The sequence below is a fragment of the Methanosarcina vacuolata Z-761 genome (assembly GCF_000969905.1).
Lineage (GTDB): Archaea > Halobacteriota > Methanosarcinia > Methanosarcinales > Methanosarcinaceae > Methanosarcina > Methanosarcina vacuolata.
This window is the reverse complement of the sequence record NZ_CP009520.1, coordinates 2,165,031-2,188,405: the sequence shown is the minus strand read 5'-3', so window position 1 is coordinate 2,188,405 and position 23,375 is coordinate 2,165,031. Positions and strand designations below refer to the sequence as shown.

Below are 23,375 nucleotides of genomic sequence, written 5' to 3'. Positions count from 1 at the left end.
GAATAGTTACAAATTTGGTAGAGAATTAGTTATACAAAAAGAATCAGATCTACTGAATCTACATGATTTTTTGAACAAATACTCTGAGGGAGCTACTTATCATATTTTTTTTAGCAATCCAGATATTAATAAAGAAACTGAAGTATTCCTGCCTTTGATTAAAAACTCTCATGGGGAAATTGTTTCTTTTTTTAGATTCTTTGACAATTGCCTACTTTTTGTATTTCCCCAAATTGTAGAAAAAAGTTCATTTTTAGAAGAATTACTGACAAATCAATTACCTACCTTATGGCCAAATCTATTTCCATTTAATTCAAAGTTTAAATGGCTTGAACAAGAAGCGTATATGTTACCGAATGTAGAACACTTGCTTGAAGAAAAAGAATCTCTAATTAAAAGATTCGATGCAGAAATTGAACAAAAAGAAAAAGAAATTGAAGCTAACTACAAAAAGTATGAATGCCTACATCGTTTATTAACAGAAAGTGGGGATGAACTTGTAAAATCCGTAAAGGCTTTTCTTGAATGGTTAGGCTTTAAGAAAATAAGAATCATGGATGATGCAAGTGAAGGATTATTGGAAGAAGATTTACAAGTGGATACTGAAGATGGATTGCTAGTTATAGAAATCAAAGGTATTGGAGGCACATCAACAGACGGACAGTGTAGTCAAATTGAAAAAATAAAAAACAGAAGGATGCAGGAGAGACAGAATTTTGACGTTTTTGGCTTATATATTGTCAATCATCAAAGATATCAGCCTCCATTATTAAGAGAAAATCCTCCGTTTAAAAGGGAACAGATACAAGATACTGAAAGTGATAAAAGAGGTTTATTGACAACGTGGCAGTTATTTAACTTGTACTTCTCCATAAAAAATGGCTGTATATCAAAAGAAGAAGCACGGAAAGCTTTATTAAAATATGGATTGATTGAATTTTCACCTCAAAACTGTGTTTCATTAGACGAACCAGTGAAGATATTGCATAATGGAAAAGTTATTCTTCTAGATCTGTCTCCTAAGATGAAAACTAATGACGAGTTAATAATAAAAAGAGAACATAGATATATAAAAACTCAAATTTTGGGAATTCAAGTTAATGATAAGAAAGTTGAGTTTGTAGAGTCTGGCCCAGTTGGAATCGAACTTAAAGTTCCTGTTAAAAAATCGGACGAGTTATTCCTAAAAAGCAACAACTCTTTGGATGCCTCTTAATTTACGTCTGTTAACCATACATATGTTAAAGTTCACAGTTTTCATTTATCCCATACCTTTTAATATTCCAAATACCGTAACTATGAAAACTTACGCACGCCAATCATCTTCAGGTGACTTTATCAATGTACTCTGATAGAATCAATGCACTACCCCCATATCTTTTTGCTACTATAGACGAAGCGAGGGACGAACTGATTGCCAGGGGAGTCGATGTTATCGACCTTGGCGTAGGAGATCCTGACCTGCCGACGCACCCGCACATTGTGGAGGCTATGCGAGAAGCTGTCTGCGACCCAAAAACGCACGATTATCCATCTTATGCCGGGATGCCGGAATTCAGAAAAGCGGCAGCGGACTGGTGTAAGAAGTACAAAAGGATTGAGCTTGACCCTGCAACTGAAGTCCTTGCCCTGCTCGGGTCAAAGGAAGCGGTTGCACACATTCCGCTCGCTTTTGTCAACCCTGGAGATGTCGTGCTCTATACTGATCCCGGGTATCCTGTCTACAAAATAGGAACAATGTTTGCGGGTGGAGAACCATATCCGCTGCCGCTGACTGCCGAAAATAATTTCCTGCCTGACCTGGACTCAATTCCTGAGGATGTCCTGAAAAAAGCAAAGCTATTTTTCTTTAATTACCCGAACAACCCGACTGCTGCAACTGCTGATATGCAGTTTTTTGAAAAGGTCGTTGAGTTCTGCAAAAAGAATGACATCATTGCAGTGCATGACAACGCCTACTGCCAGATGACATACGACGGGTACGAATCTCCCTCATTCCTTGCTGCCGACGGGGCAATGGATATTGGCATGGAACTCTATTCCCATTCCAAGACCTATAACATGACAGGCTGGAGGCTCGGGTTTGCAGTCGGAAATAAAGACCTTATAAAAGGGCTCGGCAAGGTCAAATCCAACGTAGATTCAGGCGTCTTTGACGCGATTCAGATCGCGGGCATTGCAGCTCTCTGTTCTTCCCAGGACTGTGTTGAAGAAACAAATAAAATCTATCAGGAGAGGCGGGATGCTCTCATAGAAGGGCTTACAGCGATAGGCCTTAAAGTAAAGCCGCCAAAAGCTACTTTCTACATATGGGCTCCGGTACCTGAAGGTTTTACATCAATGAGTTTTGCAAAACTCCTCCTCGAAGAAGCCGGAATCATTGCAACCCCTGGTGTCGGGTTCGGAGACGCTGGAGAAGGTTACATCAGGTTTGCCCTTACAAAACCGGTCGATAGAATTAAAGAAGCAGTCGATAGGATGAAAAAACTGAAATTCTAACTGACTGCACTTGAAGAAGTTCTAAACTTTAGAGAGGCTCTCATCACCTTTACAACTTCAGAGACGCTTTCATTAATTCTAAAGATTAGAACATTAAAAATAATCTGGCCAGACACCTTGGATGCCAGGCCGGAATAAATTTCTCTTTTATATAAAATCTGTCTTTTTTGAGAGTCCTTATATGAGCCTTATTTTTACAAGTCTTGATATGAGCCTTATTTTCACAAGTCTTGATATGAGCCTTATTTTTACAAGCCTTGACATGAGCCTTATTTTTACAAGTCTTGTTTTCTTACAAGCATTATTTTCTATCGAAAAAGATATTTTTCCCGGTTACACTCAGCGGAATTCCAAAAACGACATCTGCATCAAGCAAACCAGAAACCCTGGCAGCTGCACCAATTGAGTACATTACTCTGTTGTCTATGCAGAAATCCTTAGCCTTTGCAACGGCTGCACCTATAGCTATTCCCAGGTCCACATATTTGAGCATGCAATTCGGACCCCTGAAATCTCCTTCTATCTTTTGCCGGTTCAGCATCTCAGCACAGGTTTCAGAGCCGCAGGCTCCACAGTCCAGGCCTGCAGCCCCACTGGTTTTAACACCGATAAGAACAGCAGCCCCTGCGTTTCGAAGATTTGCAGCATCCCTTTTCAGAAAAGCAAACCCTGCGCTTTTTTCCTCTGCCAGCCTTTCCATTGTCGAGGCAAGTACTTCGATATCAGGTTTCTCAACAAGGGCAGTCACTATATCATCTACGCCTTTGGCTTTCGGGGCAGTCCGTGCAGCCAGAAGTATACTCTTTGCAAGTGTTTCAAGCACTTCGGATTCAGGATTGAGAATCATATTCAGTTAATGGAACTTCTGGAGTTTAAGGCTTTGCAGGTGACAGCTCCCACGAGTAAATCAGGCATCTATGGTATTTCAACCAATGCTATACTGTCCTGGAGCAACTATTTATTCATGTCTCGCTGCCATCGTTTCAAGTTTTACCTTTGAAACTTCTTCAAAGAACCTTATACCTGGAGTTTCAGAGCAAAGTCAAGCGGCTTCTGTAGTATTTACAGCTTCCAGAACAAAACTTGACAATAGAATATAGCTTTATAAGTGAAAGTGCTAACATCAATTCTAAAATCAACACATGATTCATACCACAATTATAAAATCAACACATGATTCATACCACAATTCTAAAATCAACACATGATTCATACCCATTGCAGCTATGAACATGAACATTTAAGAAAATGTAAGAATGGCTGCATCGGCATCCTCTGTCAGCAGAATTCCGCGTCCTTCTTTATATAAAAAGCTAAAATAAAGTAATTCGCGGTTCCTAAAAAGTTATTTCTCTTATGCTTCAAGAGTTAAAAATTCCAACAGTTGCAAAAGCTAAAAATGCTTTTTATCATTTTCTATGCATTTTAATGTAAAAGTTCATTATCTTCATTAAAAAGTAAACAACTCCCCGTTTGCGGGCGCATATGCATCCACGCCGATTTCTTCCGAAATCCACTGTGCAAAGCTTTCGGTTTTGTCCCCATGCATTACAAATACCCTTTCCGTACCTTTCCTGCAGAAATCCTTCACAACTTTTTTGAGTTCACCGTCTCCACTGTGTGCGGAAAAGTCATACTGCTCTACCCTGGGTTTGAGAGCCAGGACATCTCCGTTGGTTTCTATCATCCGATGTTCCAGAGCCAGCCTGCCGTTTGTGCCTTCAACCTGGTAACCTGTGAGCAGGACTTTGGAACTGGGGTCTTTGTAAAGCCGGCTCAGGTAATAAAGTATAGGCCCTCCGTTCAGCATCCCGGCTGTAGTAACAATAACCGAAGGCTCTTTAAGTATTGAATCCCGCTGATGGTCTTTTACGGAAATGGCACGCCCGAAAGCCCGGTCAAGGAGCTTGGGGTTTTTAAGGTATTCCGGATATTTTTTAAGGAGCTTGTAAACGTCCCTGCCCATGCCGTCCACATAAGCCTGAATTCCGTGGGCATCAAGCAGCATAAGTATCTCCTGAGTTCTGCCTATGGCAAATGCAGGGATAAGGGCAGTGCCTCCCCTATCTATAGTGCTAAGGATCGATTCGATAAACCTCTCTTCGGTCTCTTTTCGCGGGATATGTTCTTCCCCAAAATATGTGCTCTCGAGAATAAGAGTATCGGCCTCGGGAAATTCGGCTGCACCGGGCACAAGCCTTGTTTCTTTAAGGCTAAAATCCCCGGTATAAAACAGACTTTCTCCAGATTCCGACTCAAGGAAGATTCCAGATGCTCCAGGGATGTGACCCGCGTTGTAAAAACAGATTCTGTACCCATGACTTTTGAAAGGTTTGTCATAATCGATTTTTTGTGTCCGATTGGCAAGCTTCTGGAGGTCATCGGGATCAAAAGGAGACACTCCTGACAGCGTTCTTTCTGCAATCTTCAGGGTGTCTTTTCCAAGCAGGAAAGTTAGATCTGCAGTCGGCGGGGTCATGAAAACCTCAGGATTCTGGTACATGAGGTTTGGAACAGCCCCGCAGTGATCAAGATGTCCATGTGAGACGAGCACAACCTTTGGTTCCATGCCGTTGAGAGGATACTCCGGGATATCCCCAGTCTTTATGCCGTAATCAAGCAGAATCTCCTCGTTTACCAGCAAACCCGAACGTCCTACTTCCCTGCACCCGCCTTTAAAGGTAAGTTCCAGAATAAAACCTCTTTAAAATTTATGAATTTATTAAATTTAATAAATTCTATCGCATTTATTCAGCTTATTAAATTATTAAGCCTAATAGTTTAATAAGCTTAGTTCTCAATAATTTTGCTTATTTTATTATTTCGAGCGGTTCTCTGGCTGTTTTCAACTGTATTCACTCTCCAAAAAGCAAAGTTCCATTGTATACTGCTGTATACTGCAGTTATATGAAACATGTCAATTTTATCTTCTTTATGTTTTTTCTCACGGTTTTCACAGTCATGCAAGACTCTGACCAGGGACAGTTTGGAAGAGTTATGCAGTTTCAAGGAGTTTAGTTTTAAGGAGTTTAGTTTCAAGGAGTTTAGTTTCAAGGAGCTTAGTTCCAGGGTTTTACAGTTAGATAGACAAAAAGTAGGCAATTTCAAAACGATTATATCTGAAAAATATTTCATTTTTAACTATTCAAGTACCGGTGAAAGATTAACCATAGGTACTAAAGTCTTGGAATAATAGAACAATATCCACGCCAGAATGTTAAAATGGATGAGTGATAGATTTGCAACAGAGCAAAATAAAAGTTGACTTAAGTGGCATACCGCAAACTTCCTTATTGATCCTTTATGGACGAGCAAAGGTGAGTAAAGAGCATGGCTCATTATTCAATGATACTAAAGCACTTGAGCTCGTTGAACGATTGGATTACGATTTTTCAACTGAAAAGGCAATTACTGATTATTTATTGTTTGCTTCCGCAGCACGAGCGATGCAATTTGACAACAAGGTAAAGGAGTACATCACAAAGCATCCTCTTGCATTTGTGGTTAATCTTGGGGCTGGATTTGAGACGGAATTTTATCGCATTGATAACGGCAAAATCCACTGGTATGATCTTGACCTTCCCGAGCTAATTGAAGTCAGAAAGCAGTTGCTTCCGGAAACGGATAGGTCAACATGCATTGCAAAGTCGTTTCTAGATCCAGAATGGTGTACGGATATTGACACTCAAAATGGCGTACTTATCATCGCCTGTGGGCTTCTGCGTTACTTCGATGAAGCAAAGGTGCGCCAGCTCTTCCTTTTACTTGCAGATCATTTCCCGGGTTGCGAAGTTGTGTTTGATATAGAATCAAAATCGAGCAGTGATGCTGATGGAGGAGGCTACGGAGCAGGATGGAGTAACGATGAACCTAAAAAACGAGACGCAATGCTAGCAGAGCGTTTCAAGTCGTTTAAGAACGCCTGGAAGGCAATTCCACAGAGTTTGAAAGATAAAGTGCTAGGTACTCTGACAACAGCTACCAAACCCAGCGGAACAGAATGGGTTGATATCGAAACATGGTGGAATGAGCTAAATGCTCAGGAAAAAAGTAAGACAATGCATGAGTTTGGAGCATCCCTTGGAATCACCTGTAAATGGGCACTGGATGATGCAAATGAAATGACAAAGTGGGACGACCGCATTAAAGTTGTAGAACAGTTTTCCATGTTTAAAAATATTCCACGTGATCCTTCGCTGAGTACGTCAATCAGGCAATTCATGAATTACACGGACGAGAAAGGAAGAATGAAGATAATTCACTTACAAATCTGAGAACTATAGATAGTCTTTTCTTAAGGTGAAGAAGCCGGAAAAGGTAAAACTAGAAACATGAAATCATATAATGAAGAAATGGGCTCTTCATCCATTCGATATTTCAGTTTTTTTGTTCATCTCTCAGGCCTTTTTAACTTCTTGATTTTTCAGAAATCGATGAATATTTTTATTATTGACTTAAATGGCTCGGGAATTCTCCTGCTTTATACATTAACCAAGCAGAACTTTCCAATTATAGGCAGATCCGAGCATCACACAACATATTTAATATTTTTATATAGTAGGCGCGTGTAAATTTTTACATGGAAAACTTTTATCCGTGTCTGTTCTGTGAAGCAGTGTTTGTAGACCTTGGAGACGCAAAAGACCACATTAACTTTCCGAAGAGCTTGTATTTTTGATTCTCCTTTTCTTAACCAATTTTCATTAAATTCATAAATTTGCTGTAAACTTTGTTCTTCTGGAGCATCCAGAAGACTTATTATTAGCGAGGAGGCTCCAGCCCATGTAAAAGCTCTGCTTAAACCTATTACTCCATCCCCTGTAATTTTTCCTACACCTGTTTTACATCCAAGTAAGACTACTAGGTCAGCACACAAATTTAAAGTAAAAATATCAGAAGTTTCAAAAAGTCCTTCGTCACAAGTAGTTCTTGCCAGGGCAATATAAGGATTTAATGAGCTATTCTTAGATATTTCTGCGTGAGTCACTAAAAAAATTACCGTGTGTTTCGATGCTTCTTCTCTAAACCTTTCTTTTGTAGCTTCATTTCCTTTAAAAACTGTACAAGTATTATAGAATTCACTAATTCGGTAAAAATTATTTTCAGCAAAATCAAGTGATTGTAGTTTTGGATTCAGAAGAGGCTTAGGGTTTACAAGAGCAAGCAGATCTAAATTTATAGAAGGGTTTATTAGACTTTTACTTTCCATATTTTGTTTTATTACAGCAATCGAACTAGCATAATTAATTGTATATTTTTCAAGGAAGTAAACTCCTGTTTGACTTTTTAATTCTCCGAAAGGTATCTGAAATAACCTTGTATGCTTCAAAGGTTATGTTAAAGATCCGGTTCTTATGCACTAACCTGATTCGAGCGTTTGACTGAAATAAAGGGAAAAGACAAAAGAAATAGGAACTATGAAAGCCATTGGAGCGAAAAACAAAGATATTCTCATGATATTAATATTTAATTCTGCATTAGTAGGTTTTGTTGGAGGGCTTCTTGGAGTTATGCTTGGATCTACTATTTCAAGTGGTCTTCAGTCAATGATGGGAGATATGACCTCAGGAAGTGGAATAAGTCCTTACCTAATAGTTGAAGGTCTTGTCCTTGCAGTTTTAACAGGGGTGACATCTGGAGTTATCCCTGCATATAGAGCCTCTAAACTAAAGCCCGTAGATGCACTTAGATATGAATAAATTGAGGAAAGGAAGGTTTGAATTCCTTTTCTTAATTTCCTCTTTCATTGTCATTGAATTTAAAAATAGGCTCTGTAGACAACCTATCTAAATCAGCTATAAAAGACTAAAGATAAATGACTAAAACCTCATCATATTACTCAGTCAAATTATGAAAATTGGATATTTCTGAGGATTTTTACAGAGCCTAAAAATAAAGAGTTATGAAATAGAAATAACAAGAATAATATCCCTGACAGCTTTACAAGCAATTTAAATGAGTAAATGAGTGCTTTAAACCTTTATATCCTTTGCTTTCATTAGAACTTTCTACTATGTTTCCTTGTTGTGCCAGATCTGTCACAACAGTGTCAATATATAGACTTATTGAATAATTATCTAAAGATGTTTCGGGATAAAAGAGGTAAGGTAGCTGTTTTTAATTGAGTGTAGAGGCTATGGGAGAGAAGTAAGCTAGATTTTGGGGCTGACTACTCAGTTTCTTGCAGCAAGGTGAGTCAGTGCGACTTTGATTCAGCTTTTAAATATGTATTTTCACCTTTTTACTTCTCTCTCGCATCCTAAGCAAATAACATCTGCCATAGTCCTAGGATGCTTAATACAAAGTCCTCCGTATTTGCATAGAACTATTAATTTTATTCCATCATTTACCAAATTGCTTTTATCTCTTTTTCTTTTTATCATAATTTACCCTATTCTACCTCTCTAACTCGTTCTGCCAGCTTATTAAGCTGCTCCTGTCGTCTAGCAAGGTCATCTTTAAGTTTCTTTATTTTCTCTTCCTGCTTTGCGACTCAGTTTCATAATTTAGTGATTTCTCTTTTTTTCTTTCTTAAATCTTCATTTTTCTCTGTTAACTGGCCAAATAAACTATGATACTCCTTGAGAAACGATTTCTTCGGCAGGAATGCGACTCTGAGCTTTAAATAACCAATAACTAAATTTTCTTGACACTAGTGTCAAGTCCTGACAATACCGACGTTAAAAAAATAGAAGCAGAGGAACTAATAAGTTGTTTCGGTATAAGGGACTGGAGCCGTGAGCCGTTTGAAGCGGGTTGTCATATCTGGAAAGCTGGCGTCCGTGCTGAAGAGGCAATAAAAAAGTTAACTGCGTTCTCATTACAGGGTTCACTGCTATCAAATAAAAATATTCATATATGTGGCGAGGCTTACTCGGATTTCCAGGGCTTTATCGAAGGTGGTTTGCGCACGGCTCTACAGGTTATAAAACACATTACCTGAACTTATAGATCGTTTTCTGGCTTTGTAGAGATTCCTTATTTTCTTAATAGTTACCCTTCTGCGATATTAGTTGCACTTCAGGCAAGATTTCTCTTTTGACCGGACTCCATAGAAAAGATCTTATCTATTAGTAACAGTATAAACATATTAAATCAGTTTTGGATTACAAGGAGTTGAACTAAGATGACAAAATTATGTCCAATGCGTCCGAATTCTCCCATAGGAAACAGAGCACCTGACTTTGCAGCATGCCTTGAGGAACAATGCGCATGGTTCGATAATGGAGAATGCGCAGTAAAACCGTCTACGGGCTGGCGTGTTCGGGTGAGAAGTGGCTTGTGAAATATCCTCATTGAAACAGGTTGTTTTCGGGGTTATTATCGGGGTTATTATCAGGCAGGATACGAGAAGAAACGCAGAAACGCATTCAACTTTATAATTGTATAATAAAATATTGCATATTTTTCGAGTTGGAAAATTATCCATTGAATTTGAAGAGGATATGTAAAAAGGAGTAAAAAGAGATAGATTACTATTTGCCAATTCTCTTCTTTTTCTTCTATTTTGCAAGACCGCTCTCCTTCGTCGAGCGTGATATAAACGACATGGGACAGCGAATAAGGTTACATGGGTCAGAATTTATATTCAATTTTCCAACCTTCTACTTTTGTTTTATCCCAAAATTATTTCGCTGTTTAAATTTCTTTTATTGCAGTTATATATTGCGTACAAATGACTCACCATTTTACTTCAACTTCAAATTTGGTTCATTTTACATGATCATTCTATAGTATCAAAATAGAATTGTAATTAAATCAAGTTAATTTTTTGAGTCGCTTGCTGTTGTATCGTATATTAACTTCCAAATAGTCTTGAATCTGCGAAATCATTTCAGGATACAACACCAACCTTCTACTTTTGCCAAATACATCAATTATATGACAACAGGCAAAAATAGAAAAAACGATTCCATTGAGTACTATTTTCATGCGTCTTCAACTGTACTACTGCCTTTAATTGTACTACTGCCCTTAACTGTACTACTGCCCTCATCTGTGCTATTGCTTTCTACTGTAACTGTGCCGTTGCATGAGACCTGCCAGCTTTTTACTCTCTTTACACTGGTCTTTATTGCTTTTGCAAGCTCTACAGGGTCGGCTTCTGCCAGAGCTTCTACGCTTGTAATACCGGCTTCTTCCAGTTTTCCTGCTATGGCTTTTCCAACGCCTTCCAGGTCCTTAATTGATTTGGGCTTTTCTTTTTTGGGCTGCTTGGCCTGTTCTTCCTGCTGGGTTTTCTGCCATTCTATGAAATTACACTGAGGGCAGCCAAGGTCCCAGGGCCGTTTTCCTGAATTAATTATACGGATATGGTGCAGGCCGTGAGCTTCACAGACCTTGTCAGTAACTATAATCTGTCCGCTTCTGGGCAGAGGGAGGGAAAAGGTACAGTTAGGATAATTGTTGCAGCCTATAAAACGGCCTCCCCTTTTCGAACGCCGGATAATAAGTTCGTTTCCGCAGCCTGAGCAAATGCCTATGATTTTGTCTTCCCTGAGGCCTGCCTGGAGAGATTCCACGATTTTTTCCCGGTTTTTATCGAGTTCAGAGAAGACCTGCTTTAATATATCCCGCGATTCTTCAAGAACGGCAGACTCTTTGATCTTGCCTTCAGCAATCAGGTCCATGTTTTCTTCAAGCAGCTTTGTCATGTCCGGTTTTGTGATAGTAGGAGAATACTTCTCAAGAGTATCCATTACTGCAAAAGAGGTATTCGTAGGCTGCACAGGATTTCCGTGGATGTAGGCCCTGGAATAAAGCTTGCTGATTATCTCATGTCGCGTTGCTTTTGTTCCGAGCCCGAGCTCTTCCATAATATTGATAAGTCTTCCCTGTCCGTAACGGCCTGGAGGCTGGGTTTCTTTATCCAGCATCTCTGTTTTAATCACTTTCAGGGACTCGCCTTCATGAAGTTCAGGGAACAACCTGTCTTCAGGCGCATTGTAAGGATAGTACCATCTCCAGCCCGGTTCAACAAGCCTTGCCCCGTTTGCCCTGAACTCTTCTCCGTTGATGTCGAGCCTCAGGCGCATAGTTTCCCACTCGCTTGGCCCGGCAAAGGTCGCAAAAAAGCGCCTGACTACAAGTTCGTAGACTTTCCATTCTTCCTCTTTTAAGTCGGACTCTTTTGCAAGGGAAGCCGGAAAAATAGGTGGATGGTCGGTAGTTTCCTTTTTTCCTCGCGTAGGGGTGAGTTCGGCTTTCTCAAGCAGGGCGTCTGCGTATTCTTTAAAGGGGCCTTCTTTGAAAATCTCAATCTGCGCCCTCAGGTCAAGGGTCTCGGGATAAACCGTATTGTCAGTTCTGGGGTACGAAATATAACCATTAGTATATAGAGATTCAGCTATACGCATCGCGTTTGCGGGGCTGAGCCCGATTGAGTTTGCTGCGCTTATGAAACCTGTGGTATTAAACGGAGTCGGGGGCTGATCGGTTTTTTTCCCTTTTTCAATTTCCTTTAATTCGGCCTTTTTTCCCAGTTTTTTGAAGACTCCTGTTGCCTCCTTTTTATCCAGGAAACGGCGGGTTGAGTGCTGAGTTGAGAAGGTTTCTCCGTCTGTATTTTGAAGTTCGGCATAGATTTCCCAGTAAGGAATTGGGACAAAAACATTCCTTTCTTTTTCCCTGTCAACAATAAGAGAAAGAGTTGGCGACTGTACCCTACCTACGGAAAGGAACATCTTCCCTAGCCTGCCTGCAGCAAGAGAAATATAACGGGTAAGGGCTGCACCCCAGACGAGGTCAATAACCTGTCTGGAATGGCCGGCGTCTGCGAGATTAAAATCAACATCTGTTGCATTTGAAAATGCAGCGTCTATCGCCTTTGGGGTTATTGCACTGTAGCGCACCCGGTCAAAAGGAACATCCTGATTCACCTTTTTTATAATATTGAGGGCTTCGACTCCTATAAGTTCTCCTTCTCGATCATAGTCAGTAGCAATCGTAACCCTGCTTGCCTCTTTTCCCAGGCTTCTAAGGGCAGTTACGATCTTCCGGTTGATAGGAGTCGTTATGATGTCGGCGTCGATAAGAGTTTTAGCCTCCACTTTCTGCCAGTTATTGTACTCCTTGGGAAAATCGATCCCCACGATATGGCCCGACAGCCCTACAACTACAGTCTCCTGCTTCTCTCCATCGGACACAATCTCATACCGGTATACGTCTACTCCGCTGACTCTATCTTTCTTTGGGTTTTTTGGAGCCAGAATCGCAGCTATCCTCCTTGCTGCTATATTTTTTTCCGTTACAATAAGGTGCATCTAACACTCCGGTATAATTTTTTAAATTCTCTGGAGGAATACTAGCGTACCCCAAAACTCCTTCCAGTCTGAGACAAAGCCTGCCTCCTAATTCTTTGAAGTTTCCTTTTCCAATATATATTTTTGGATTGAATCATAAAATACGCTGTCATCCGTAACTATAATTAGGCTCAGAGCTCTTCATCTGCCTTTCAAGAGTCTTCATCCATCCGTTAAACTCTTCTACTTATCTGTCCTTATTCCTCTCTTCACAACTCTATGGGATACGATTTTCTATGGGATATTTTTCCTGTTAATTCTTTTCAATATTTTAAGTCTTCCCAAATTTTTCAGCTATTTTTTAGCTGTATTTAACTATTTTTTAACTGTATTTAGCTGTTTTTTAACTGTGTTTTAGTTGTATTAAGCGGTATTTAGCTGTGTTTTAGTGGTATTAAGATGTATTAGGGTATATTAGGATGTATTAAGAATTATTAAGAAGTATTAAACTGTATTAAGATGTATTAAGCTGTATTTAACTGTATTTAACGGTATTAAACTGTATTTAGCTGTTTTTTTAGTAATTTTCCCCAGTACTTTCCTTTAAAGATGCTCCCTTATCTTCAATCAGCCTGAAAGCAAGTTCTACGGCTTCTTCCGGATTTTTTGCCCTGTGAACGCCTTCGATTTTCCAGCCTGGTTCAACCACGACTACAGGTTTCCCCATCTTCAGACCCAGAGCTATCTCTGAAAGTGTTCCGTATTCTCCATTAACCGCAATCAATGCATCCGAGGACTGCGCTATAAGAGCATTTCTGGCATGCCCCATTCCGCTAACAACCGCAATATCTATCCAGAGATTTGCTTCTTCCCTCTGGGCTCCGGGCAAAATCCCCAGGGTTATTCCTCCTTCCTGCTTTGCTCCGTATGCAGCAGCCTCCATAACTCCGCCCAGACCTCCGCAGAGCAGAACCGCCCCTCTTTTTGCGATCTCTCTTCCCACCCTTTCTGCAAGAGCCCTGACCTCGCTGCCGCAAGCCCCTGCACCTATAACTCCTATCTGTTTTCTGGCCTCTGCTTTCACAGGTACGTTCATTGCGCAAACACCCTTTTCTTCATTTCAGGTCTTTTAAGAGTCTTTTTCTTTGAATAAGCCCGATTTGCTGGCTGTCAAAAATAGTTAGAGACAATGGATAGTCAGAGATAATAGACAATGGATAGTCAAAGATAATGAACAATGGATAGTCAGAGATAATAGACAATGGATAGTCAGAGATAATGCACAATATGTAATTAGAAGTAATGACTCTGAATTTCCACGATCTCCGTACTGTTCTTTGCGGTTGCATACTCTTCAAGTGGTTCCTTATTGAGTTCAAGAAAACTGTGCCCCCAGTTAAACTTGGAGAGGACTTTTTCAGCCTGTTCTTTATACCCCAGAATGTAGAGAGCTGCTGCAAAAGCTTCGGCTGAATTAAGTTTGAAGGGCCTTCCGAAATTTACAGGATTGCCTGCAAGCAGGTATGGAAGGGCCCTGTGCTCAAGGTTCAGCTTCGCAAGTTCGGGGAAAACCCTTTCCACTTCTTCCCAGGAGCAATCGAGTACGATGATTCCTTTTCTGTAATCGTCGGCAGGAGAAATGGCTTTTTCTGCAGTAGGGTCAAGAAGGATCGCTGACCTTGGCAACCTTGAGATCCTGTCGTAAAGACGGGCAAGGTCAAAGCGAGCCAATTTCCTTCCGGTGCATTTTTTCGGGTCACACTGCCCGGCATGATAGATATAAAGGGGAATATCCCGTTGATTTGTCGGATTCATTACTGATCCTCTGGACGATGAGATACTATTTAAACAGCTTCCTTATTTACCTGTTTTCTCTTTTATCTGCTTGCCTGCGGAATGTTATCGAACATTTATTATTAACTCGAAAATATTTTGAAAACAAATAATAAAATAGTTTATATATAATAATTAATATATAATTATTTAGACCACTGCTTCGTCTCTGGTAAAGCTTGAAGATGGATAAATATTGAAAACTGATATTTTATAGTATCCTATCTTCGTGATGTTGAGCGATAAATAAACATTTTACGTTAGCCTGCGTCATACCGGTAATTCGCGATGGAAAAAGCGTATTCATTAAAATTGCATTTAGTAAAAGTGCATTCAGTCAATGTTCTTTAACAGCAATGTTATGCGGTATTTATGAGGGGAGATTGCACAATTATGGCTGGCTCCATCGATGAATTGAACCTGGAGAAGGAGACTATTCTTCTTTGAGAGGGGGAAGGATATTCTCTTTGACTCTGGCTATTTCTAAGTGTAAATAAGTCATCCAGAAACATGAAGTCCCATATAGGGACAAAAGATATTCCTTTGACGGTGCTCAGGTCTATATTCCAGCCGCAGGGAGTACTGGTTGAAGAACTAAATGTTTGGGGAGTGAACTATATGGAACAACCAGCTGATGTCACGGGACAATCAATTGAATCTGAATATGAAATTGGGTATGAAATACTGCAGGTACCCTGGTGGGTGGTTCTTCTGGAAGGGATCATTGCCATCCTTGTAGGATTATTCCTCTTATACAGGCCTGCAGGAACCACTGTTTTTCTTGTACAGATTCTTGGTATTTTCTGGCTGGCAGAAGGAATTCTTTCTGTCATAGGGGCATTGATATTTTCGGGAAATAGGGTATGGAAATTGCTTTCGGGTATCCTGAGCATTATTGCAGGAGTTGTTATACTGACGTACCCAATCTACAGTCCTTTCATAGTCCTTACATTATTCGTTATTTTCATAGGGGTATGGGCTATTATCAACGGGGTCGTAAAAATTGTCTTGGCCCTTAAAGGAGGAGGATGGGGAATAGGAATCATCGGTGTCCTCACCATAATTCTCGGCCTGCTTCTTCTAACCAATTCTCTGGTAGGAGTCCTGTTTTTGCCATGGATATTCGGTTTTTTCCTTATTCTCGGAGGAATCGGGTCACTTATCTGGGGATTAAAAATGAGAACCTGACGCAGGTTATCGCAGCACAGGGGAGATTTGAGTATGGAAAGACCTATTGGTGTCACAATACTGACTTTTGTAGCTGTTGTTCTGGCGTTTTTAAACGCTATTGTAATGCTTCGGTTTCTCGGCTTTTTGCCTTTTTTAGGGGTAATCGAGGGCCGTGTTTTCAGTCTATGGTATGCACTGCTTTATGGCCTGCTCGCCTACATATGGGTGTGGCTGGCTCAGATGCTCTGGCAGGTGGACCAGCAAGCCTGGATGTTTCTGGCTATTATTACGATATTCAACCTGTGTATTGATTTTGTGCTACTGGTTACAGGAGGTTCATGGTATGATGTGAATTTATCAGTTCTCGCGAATACCCTAATTCTCATCTATATCATGCTGCCGGGTGTAAGGGAAGCATTCAGAATGGGTTAACGAGCGAAGATGCAGGTGGCATAGATTACGGTTCTTAAGTAATGAAAAAAGTTTATGCCTTCCTGCTTCTTCTTTAATTTCTGGGTCTACTGGCTGTAAACATAATTATGTGAGCTTCTTCTTGCAGATAAACATAATTATGTGAGCTTCTTCCTGTGGATAAACAGAATGAAGTAAGCTTCTTTCTGTAGATAAACAGAATGAGGTAAGCTTCTTCCCGCAGAGATTACGCCTTTATATTTTACTACAGGAGGCGTTGACATAGAAAGAAAGACTGTACTTGCTGCTCTCGTGCTTGCAATGTTTGTGCTTGTTATTGATACGACGATAATGAATGTTTCTATTTCTACACTCATCAAAGATTCTGACACTAACGTTGCCACTGTCCAGGCTGCCATTACACTCTATTCTCTTGTAATGGCATCACTTATGATCACCGGAGGAAAGCTTGGAGATATTATTGGCCGAAAAAGGGCATTGAGGACAGGACTGATCATCTACGGTACCGGTTCTTTCCTGACTGCAATCAGCCCGACAATGGCCGTGCTGTTTATAGGCTGGTCAATCCTTGAAGGGCTAGGAGCTACCCTTGTAATGCCTGCCATTCAGACGCTTGTGACCTCAAACTACAGCGGAAAGGACCGTGCACTTGCTTACGGCATATTAGGGGGAATCGTTGCAAGCGCGATTGCACTCGGGCCCATTATAGGAGGCTGGCTGACAACTGAGTACACCTGGAGGCTTGCCTTTGGCGGGGAAGTAGTTATCGTGCTCATAATCTTACTGTTAAGCCGGTATATTCTGGATGCACCCCTTGAGACTGAAGAAAAACCCAGGCTGGATATAGTCGGCTCTATAATTTCTGCGCTGGGAATGGGGCTTATTGTCTTTGGGATATTACTGGCAGGGACCTATGGCTGGTGGGAGGCGCGTCATCCCTTCTCAATAGGAGGAATTGAAATTTCTCCATTCGGCCTTTCTCCTACCCCTGTATTTATTGCAGCAGGCATTATCCTGGTGGGTTTTGCCCTATGGGAACTTCATGTCATTAATCTGGGTAGAATGCCACTCGTAAGACTTGACGTGCTCAGGGACCGCAGGGTCACTTCAGGTATTTTTGTACAGATGGTTCAGACCGTTCTTATAGGAGGTTTCCTGTTCAGCATGGCTCTTTTCCTCCAGATAGCCCTGGGCCTCAATGCTATGCAGACAGGCTTTCTCTACCTTCCCCTTTCCATGCCACTTTTAATTGCTTCGCTCACAGCATCTCGGTTATCTTCCCGCATAGCCCCAAAGCGCATTATTCAGGTAGGGCTACTCGTACTTATAGCAGGGCTGTTACTGGCTATTGCAACCATTAATGTGGAGGTCAAAGGGTTTGCCCTGCTGACCGGTTTTGCCTTAATAGGCATAGGCGCAGGAGTTATAGCATCGCAGATAATGAACCTCGTCCTCTCTCAGGTAGTTTCTGAAAGAACAAGCGAGACAGCTGCTCTTATGAGCACTTCCCAGAATTTGGGCATGGCTATTGGAACTGCCCTGATGGGTTCCATAGTTATTGTGGGCCTGGTAGGAGGAGCCACTAACCTCATTAATGACAGTACCGCTATTCCAGAGGAGCTCAAGCCTTCCGTGATATCGGCAGTAGAGGATCACGCCCGCTTTTTGAGCAATGAAGAACTGACAGCTATCCTGAAAGATGCTCCTCCTGACCTTTCACAGAAGGTCTTGAGAGTAAACGAAATCGTCCGCATCCACGGGATAAAAGCTTCCCTCTGGGGACTGGGGGTTTTTGCGATACTTGGTATAATTGTCTCAATCTTTCTGCCACCTGAAATTTTGGTTCCTCCGCAAACTAAGATATAAAAATGGTCAATAGCTCGAAAGAATATGAGAAGATTTAAGGTTGGATGAATTTTTTGAAATATATTGCAGGATGAATATGCTTTTTCTATTTTATCCATTTTATTGAGAGTAAACACGTCTATCTATTTTCTGGTAATGTTATTTGAAAAACAGGACTTTTCTACTAAGCAAAATCCTTGAACTAATTTATTAAGGAATTTAAATTTAAGGATGAAAAAATATATATTTATCTTTTATAAAGTAAAGGTGATGAGATCTAACCTGATCACAATTCTTTTGTCCTCCGAAAAAAGGACTGACCTGCTTCTCCTCCTCAAAGAAAAGCCTCGAACCATTGAAGAGATCAATAATGAGCTTGATACGAACTCAGTCGCGATCCTGCCCCAGCTTAAAAAACTGAAGGAAAAAGGGCTCGTGATTCAGGAGGAAAAGATATATGAGCTTTCCCTTCTCGGGAAAATCATTGTTAGAAAAATGGAATCTCTTGTAAAAGCCTTCAGACAGCTTGAAAACAATTACAAGTAAGCAGGGCTTTGAGATATCTTCAAAAATCTGCAAACCCTTCTTCCTGAACCTGCTAATCCGGCAGCCTATTCAAAAACCTTTTTCCGAATTAGCTACCGGCAGCCTATTCGAGATTAAGGTAAAGACCCGGACGACATCTTCCTGTAACCCTCAATCTCTGCTGCCAGCTAATGAAGAAATACTGGCCTTATCCCTGATTTTCAAGCTTTTTAAGAATTTATCTTTGTTTTTCAAACCTTTTAAAAATTTAGTTTTGGTTTTCAAGCTTTTTAAAAATTTATCATTGCTTTTCAAGCTGTTTTTGAGCTTTTTCCCTTACCTCGGCAAAAATATCCTTTCCTTTTATATCAATCCCTACAATAAGCGGCCCGAATTCTTCCACTCTGAGCACCCAGACAGCTTCAGGCATTCCAAGGTCAAGCCAGTGGACGGCTTTTACTTCCTTAATTAACTCTGCCGCAAGAGCTGCACATCCGCCTGTATAAGCAAGATAGACAGACCCATTCTTCAAGGCATCAGCTACGCCTTTCATCCCGCCTTTTCCAATGATTGCCCGGACGTTATGGGCTTTCAGGAGAGGAGGAGTCATTTTTGACATCCTGCCGCTGGTTGTAGGGCCGGCAGATACTACTTTCCAGCCGTTTTCGGTTTGCTGTATCAGAGGGCCGCAGTGGTAGATTACAGCACCTTCCAGGGAAAAAGGAAGAGCTTCTTTCTTTTCTCCCATTTCAAGAATTCTGGCATGAGCTTCGTCCCTGGCTGTCAGGATTTCCCCTGAGATATAGACAATATCTCCGGCATTGAGTTTCTCGATATCTTCTTTCTTCAGCGGAGTTTTCAGGTGATATTCCATTACTCATCCCCCCCAAACATAACCGAAGCATGTCGATTCGCCCAGCACTGGATATTTACTGCAACCGGAAGGGACGCAGTGTGGCAGTGAGCAGTTTTCACGCGCACTGCAAGGGCAGTTGTGCTGCCGCCAAGCCCCATACAGCCTATCCCAAGGGCATTTACAGACTCAAAAATTTCTCTTTCCAGTCCTTCCATCGGGGCGTCAAGAGGCTCAAGAAGGGATTCTTTTGCAAGCCTGGCTGCCGCATCAAAAGAACCTCCAATACCGATTCCTATGGTCAGTGGAGGGCAGGGCATTCCTCCGGCGTTCACTATGGTTTCTAGCACGAAGTTTTTGATGCTTCCGGTTTCTGTAGGGTTAAACATATGCAGCGAACTCATATTTTCCGAACCTGCGCCTTTAGGGGCTGCTGTGATCTTTAACTGGCTTCCGGGAACGATTTTCCAGTGAATATCCGGAATTCCAACTCCTGTATTATTTCCGCTGTTCTTTCGGGTCAGGGGATCGACTGCGTTCGGCCGGAGAGGAATTTCGGCTGTTGCAAGGACCACTGCTTCCCTGATTGCAGCCTCAAGGTCAAAACCTGGATGAAATTCGCTCCCGATTTCCGCAAAAAAGATCATGATGCCTGTGTCCTGGCACATGGGGACTCTGTGTTTTTTTGCAATTTCAAGGTTCTTCAGGATTGCCCGAAGCTGAAATTTTGCAACCTTATTTTCTTCTGCGGCCTCAGCGTTCCTGATTGCGTTTACCACATCATCAGGAAGTTCGGTTTCCGTTTTTCTTAATAGGTCTGCAATAGACCGAATAAAACTTTCACGGCTAATTTTTGTAGACAAAAGATCACCATTGTATAGGAGAAATGAATTCTTTAGAACAAAGGGAAGGCATGAATATATATCCTGCACAGGATACACAGTGAGCGCTTTATGAGATAAATTTCTGGGCGCTTTTTTGTTTTTAATGTTTAAATATCGAGCGGCCCATATTCTGGAATTGTGCAGTTGTCTGGTAGAAAGTGGTAGATTAAAGCCGTTTTTATGTTCAGGTATGAAGTGAGTAAAACAGGCAATAGATATATTGTTGACTGATCACTAAAAATAACCCACTTCAAGTTAACTGCTCAACAATATCTTCTCTGTCTTTCAGTAATAAATAACCTTTAATTTTGTTAGCTAATCTTTTTGGGAGCTCAGACAATTTGCTAATATGTTCTCCTTTTATCCTTTGCAAGTCTTCTTTAATTTCAGCGTAAGAAATTTCTTGCAAAGGAATCGTTGTTATTAGCGCTGCACCTGTTCCTGCAATTTCAATTCCTGAAGAAATTTCAATTTCTTGCGTTATGCCAGGGCTTAAGCTAATCCTTATCTCATTCATTTCTTGAGAAAGACCATCTACTTTTGTTCCTAATTCTTGAAATCCTTTGCTAATATTTCCAACGACAGGCTCTACTTCAACCACGTTAACTGTAGGTATTAATCCAATAACAGTAGATAGAGTTCTATATTGATTTGTAAGGTCTTTCTCAAACTTCATGTACTCAATCATATCAAGAATTTCTTTGTTTTCAGTATTGTGAGGAATTTTTGATTTAAGAACTGTAACAAGATTGTTTACATACCAACTCATTTCTTCCGGACTGCCGATTTCCCATTTTTGGATTTCTTTGTTAACCGTGCATGCAATTTCTTTGTTAGCAGTTCCTTGAGATAACTGACATGCAGCTTCTGCTTTTTCCTTGATCTCTTCAATAAGCTCTTTTAGATTTCTATCTAAAATGGGTAGCCCTTTTCTCAGAACTTCTGTCGCAAACGGTGCTTTTTCATCAGTGCATTTCATTATTTCCGCAGCATGCTCGCAGTATTTCCTATAGAAATTAATCTCACTTTTCATCCTAGGCAAATCTATAGTTCCCATACTCTGAACTTCTTTTAATGCTTCTGCGAGGTTTTCAACAGCTTCAAAAAGCTGTTTTTTGCTCTCTGATCCTTTAATTGCAGATTTAGCTTCTTTCAGATATTTGTTTACTTCTTCTCTGGCTTCTTGTTTTTTGAAAATTATTGTATGGAATGAGCGATAAAAAGGGAGACAAAACTGAGCTGGATTAAAGCCAACTGCTTCCTTTGCTGCGATTTCGAAAAATTCTATTGCCTTTTCTAATTCTTTTTTGTAATCTTCATCTGTTGCCGCCTTAGAAGCCATAAATATTGAAACTCTTCCAAGAGAATGATTTGAGGAGGATCTCACAGACCTGTCTTCATCATTGGTCAGTCTATGTAAATCATTCCATGCCTGTTGTTTATCTGGCATTTGGGAAAACGCAGAACCAAGAGCAGAGGCAGCATCTCTCCTCACACTACTATCTTCATCTTTGGTTAGTCTATGTAGGTCATTCCATGCCTGTTGTTTATCTGGCACTTGAGAAAAAGCAGAACCAAGAGCAGAGGCAGCATGATACCTTACATACCTGTCTTCATCATTAGTCAGGTTATGTAAGTCATTCCACGCCTGTTGCTTATCCGGCATTTGAGAAAAAGCAGAACCAAGAGCATTAGCAGCATTAAACCTCACAGATCTGTCTTTGTCTATGGTCAGGTTATGTAAATCATTCCACGCCTGTTGTTTATCTGGCACTTGAGAAAATGAAGAACCAAGAACTGAGGCTGCATTAGATCTCACAGAGCTGTATTCATCAGAGATTAGTTTAATCAAGATATTCCATGCCTGTTGCTTATCTGGCACTTGAGAAAACGCAGAACCAAGAGCATTAGCAGCATTAAATCTTACATCATGGTCTTCATCATAGGTCAATCTATGTAAGTCGCTCCACGCCTGTTGTTTATCTGATACTTGAAAAAAAGCAGAACCAAGAGCATTAGCAGCATTAAACCTCACAAGGTTATCTTGATCAGAGGTAAGTTTATGTAAGTCTTTCCATGCCTGTTGTTTATCTGGTACTTGAGAAAACGAAAAACCAAGAGCAAAGGCAGCACTATACCTCACATAACTGTCTTTGTCTAGGGTCAGTCTATGTAAGTCATTCCATGCCTGTTGTTTATCTGGAACTTGAAAAAAAGCAGAACCAAGAGCAGAGGCAGCATTAGACCTCACATCATAGTCTTTATCTTTTGTCAGTTTAACCAAATCTTCCCATGCCTGTTGTTTATCTGGAACTTGAGAAAAAGCAGAGCCAAGAGCAGAGACAGCATTAGGCATTACATACCTGTCTTCATCATTGATCAGTTTAATTAAGTCATTCCATACCTGTTGTTTATCTGGCACTTCAGAAAACACAGAATTAAGTGCTTTGGCAGCTCTAAATCTCACATTAATGTTTTCATCATTTGTCAGTTTAATTAAGTCATTCCATACCTGTTGTTTATCTGGCACTTCAGAAAACACAGAATTAAGTGCTTTGGCAGCTCTAAATCTCACATTAATGTCTTCATCATTTGTCAGTTTAATTAAGTCATTCCATACTTGTTGTTTATCTGGCACTTCAGAAAACACAGAATTAAGTGCTTTGGCAGCCCTAAACCTCACATTAATGTCTTCATCATTTGTCAGTTTAATTAAGTCATTCCATGCCTGTTGTTTATCTGGCACTTCAGAATACACAGAATCAAGAGCTTTAGCAACATAACTCCCATAACTGTCTTCATAATTTGTCAGTTTAATTAAGTCATTCCATGCCTGTTGTTTATCTGACATTTGAGAAAAAGCAGAACCTAGAGCTTCGGAAGCAATAAATCTCACAACCCAGTTGTCTTCATCATTTATCAGTTTAATTAAATCATTCCATGCTTGTTGTTTATCTGGTATAAATGAGAAGAAATTCTTTAATTCCTTTAACGCATGTATACGCTCTTTTGAATCATCGCTTAGACATTGATTATGAATTTTCTCCTGGTCGACCAACTGCCAAACACCGTAAAATCATATTAAGTAGGTGT

At 40.5% G+C, this 23,375-nt stretch carries 19 protein-coding genes and 1 pseudogene; 10 read left to right on the top strand and 10 right to left on the bottom strand.

What is annotated here, in order from left to right:
- Positions 1 to 70: 70 nt before the first annotated feature.
- Both MSVAZ_RS09125 and MSVAZ_RS09120 read left to right on the top strand, forming a co-directional pair.
- A complete protein-coding gene (locus tag MSVAZ_RS09125) occupies positions 71 to 1,216 on the top strand; it encodes a hypothetical protein (protein ID WP_052727938.1) in 1,146 nt (381 codons plus the stop codon).
- Between the two features lie 125 nt (positions 1,217 to 1,341).
- Positions 1,342 to 2,499, top strand: a complete 1,158-nt coding sequence (locus MSVAZ_RS09120) for an LL-diaminopimelate aminotransferase (RefSeq protein WP_048120385.1) — start codon at positions 1,342 to 1,344, stop codon at positions 2,497 to 2,499.
- Positions 2,500 to 2,800: 301 nt separating this feature from the next.
- Here MSVAZ_RS09120 and MSVAZ_RS09115 read toward each other — a convergent pair whose 3' ends face one another.
- Entirely contained in the window at positions 2,801 to 3,346 is a 546-nt protein-coding gene (locus tag MSVAZ_RS09115) for a ferredoxin domain-containing protein (RefSeq protein WP_048120383.1), read from the bottom strand.
- A gap of 603 nt (positions 3,347 to 3,949) precedes the next feature.
- Entirely contained in the window at positions 3,950 to 5,143 is a 1,194-nt protein-coding gene (locus MSVAZ_RS09110; RefSeq protein ID WP_232316276.1) for an MBL fold metallo-hydrolase, read from the bottom strand.
- 673 nt (positions 5,144 to 5,816) lie between these two features.
- On the opposite strand from MSVAZ_RS09110, the gene MSVAZ_RS18840 reads away from it, so the two are divergent.
- A complete protein-coding gene (locus MSVAZ_RS18840) occupies positions 5,817 to 6,773 on the top strand; it encodes a class I SAM-dependent methyltransferase (RefSeq protein ID WP_232316275.1) in 957 nt (318 codons plus the stop codon).
- 254 nt (positions 6,774 to 7,027) lie between these two features.
- Here MSVAZ_RS18840 and MSVAZ_RS09095 read toward each other — a convergent pair whose 3' ends face one another.
- Positions 7,028 to 7,828, bottom strand: coding sequence for a CHAT domain-containing protein (locus tag MSVAZ_RS09095; protein ID WP_048120376.1), 801 nt, complete (start codon positions 7,826 to 7,828; stop codon positions 7,028 to 7,030).
- A gap of 64 nt (positions 7,829 to 7,892) precedes the next feature.
- Between MSVAZ_RS09095 and MSVAZ_RS09090 the strand changes: the two are divergent.
- The 3 genes and pseudogenes from MSVAZ_RS09090 to MSVAZ_RS20275 form a co-directional block, all read left to right on the top strand.
- A pseudogene (locus MSVAZ_RS09090) lies at positions 7,893 to 8,198 on the top strand (ABC transporter permease); the annotation flags it as partial.
- Positions 8,199 to 9,145: 947 nt separating this feature from the next.
- A complete protein-coding gene (locus tag MSVAZ_RS09085) occupies positions 9,146 to 9,442 on the top strand; it encodes a hypothetical protein (protein WP_048120372.1) in 297 nt (98 codons plus the stop codon).
- A 183-nt stretch (positions 9,443 to 9,625) separates the two neighbouring features.
- Positions 9,626 to 9,784 (top strand): hypothetical protein, encoded by a 159-nt coding sequence (locus MSVAZ_RS20275; RefSeq protein ID WP_156151020.1) that lies wholly within the window; start codon positions 9,626 to 9,628, stop codon positions 9,782 to 9,784.
- 643 nt (positions 9,785 to 10,427) lie between these two features.
- Here the strand turns inward: MSVAZ_RS20275 and MSVAZ_RS09080 are convergent.
- From MSVAZ_RS09080 to MSVAZ_RS09070, 3 genes are all read right to left on the bottom strand, one after another.
- Positions 10,428 to 12,761 carry a DNA topoisomerase I gene (locus tag MSVAZ_RS09080; protein WP_048120370.1) on the bottom strand — a complete coding sequence of 778 codons (2,334 nt, stop codon included), beginning with the start codon at positions 12,759 to 12,761 and terminating at the stop codon, positions 10,428 to 10,430.
- A gap of 556 nt (positions 12,762 to 13,317) precedes the next feature.
- Positions 13,318 to 13,836: a TIGR00725 family protein gene (locus tag MSVAZ_RS09075; protein ID WP_198146828.1), complete on the bottom strand. Its 519-nt coding sequence runs from the start codon at positions 13,834 to 13,836 to the stop codon at positions 13,318 to 13,320.
- Between the two features lie 197 nt (positions 13,837 to 14,033).
- A complete protein-coding gene (locus MSVAZ_RS09070) occupies positions 14,034 to 14,555 on the bottom strand; it encodes a DUF367 family protein (RefSeq protein WP_048120368.1) in 522 nt (173 codons plus the stop codon).
- A gap of 636 nt (positions 14,556 to 15,191) precedes the next feature.
- Between MSVAZ_RS09070 and MSVAZ_RS09065 the strand changes: the two genes are divergently transcribed.
- Positions 15,192 to 15,761 (top strand): HdeD family acid-resistance protein, encoded by a 570-nt coding sequence (locus MSVAZ_RS09065; RefSeq protein WP_048123840.1) that lies wholly within the window; start codon positions 15,192 to 15,194, stop codon positions 15,759 to 15,761.
- A 33-nt stretch (positions 15,762 to 15,794) separates the two neighbouring features.
- Entirely contained in the window at positions 15,795 to 16,175 is a 381-nt protein-coding gene (locus MSVAZ_RS09060; protein WP_048120366.1) for a hypothetical protein, read from the top strand.
- 137 nt (positions 16,176 to 16,312) lie between these two features.
- Here MSVAZ_RS09060 and MSVAZ_RS21220 read toward each other — a convergent pair whose 3' ends face one another.
- Positions 16,313 to 16,531, bottom strand: coding sequence for a hypothetical protein (locus tag MSVAZ_RS21220; RefSeq protein ID WP_232316316.1), 219 nt, complete (start codon positions 16,529 to 16,531; stop codon positions 16,313 to 16,315).
- On the opposite strand from MSVAZ_RS21220, the gene MSVAZ_RS09055 reads away from it, so the two are divergent.
- Together MSVAZ_RS09055 and MSVAZ_RS09050 are read left to right on the top strand one after the other, a co-directional pair.
- Complete coding sequence (locus MSVAZ_RS09055) at positions 16,476 to 18,041, top strand: MFS transporter (protein ID WP_048123839.1); 1,566 nt, start codon at positions 16,476 to 16,478, stop codon at positions 18,039 to 18,041. The two genes, MSVAZ_RS21220 and MSVAZ_RS09055, sit on opposite strands and share 56 nt — an antisense overlap.
- Positions 18,042 to 18,290: 249 nt before the next feature.
- Positions 18,291 to 18,566 carry an ArsR family transcriptional regulator gene (locus tag MSVAZ_RS09050; RefSeq protein ID WP_232316274.1) on the top strand — a complete coding sequence of 92 codons (276 nt, stop codon included), beginning with the start codon at positions 18,291 to 18,293 and terminating at the stop codon, positions 18,564 to 18,566.
- A 280-nt stretch (positions 18,567 to 18,846) separates the two neighbouring features.
- Here MSVAZ_RS09050 and MSVAZ_RS09045 read toward each other — a convergent pair whose 3' ends face one another.
- The 3 genes from MSVAZ_RS09045 to MSVAZ_RS09035 all read right to left on the bottom strand — a co-directional run bounded on the left by MSVAZ_RS09045 (position 18,847) and on the right by MSVAZ_RS09035 (position 23,340).
- On the bottom strand, positions 18,847 to 19,419 hold the full coding sequence (locus MSVAZ_RS09045; protein ID WP_048120364.1) for a FumA C-terminus/TtdB family hydratase beta subunit: 573 nt from the start codon (positions 19,417 to 19,419) through the stop codon (positions 18,847 to 18,849).
- Positions 19,419 to 20,261 carry a fumarate hydratase gene (locus MSVAZ_RS09040; RefSeq protein WP_048120362.1) on the bottom strand — a complete coding sequence of 281 codons (843 nt, stop codon included), beginning with the start codon at positions 20,259 to 20,261 and terminating at the stop codon, positions 19,419 to 19,421. Before MSVAZ_RS09040 ends, MSVAZ_RS09045 begins: the two co-directional genes overlap by 1 nt.
- A 271-nt stretch (positions 20,262 to 20,532) precedes the next feature.
- The gene (locus MSVAZ_RS09035; protein WP_052727935.1) at positions 20,533 to 23,340 is read right to left on the bottom strand and encodes a HEAT repeat domain-containing protein; all 2,808 of its coding nucleotides are present in this window, start codon (positions 23,338 to 23,340) and stop codon (positions 20,533 to 20,535) included.
- Positions 23,341 to 23,375 lie beyond the last annotated feature (35 nt).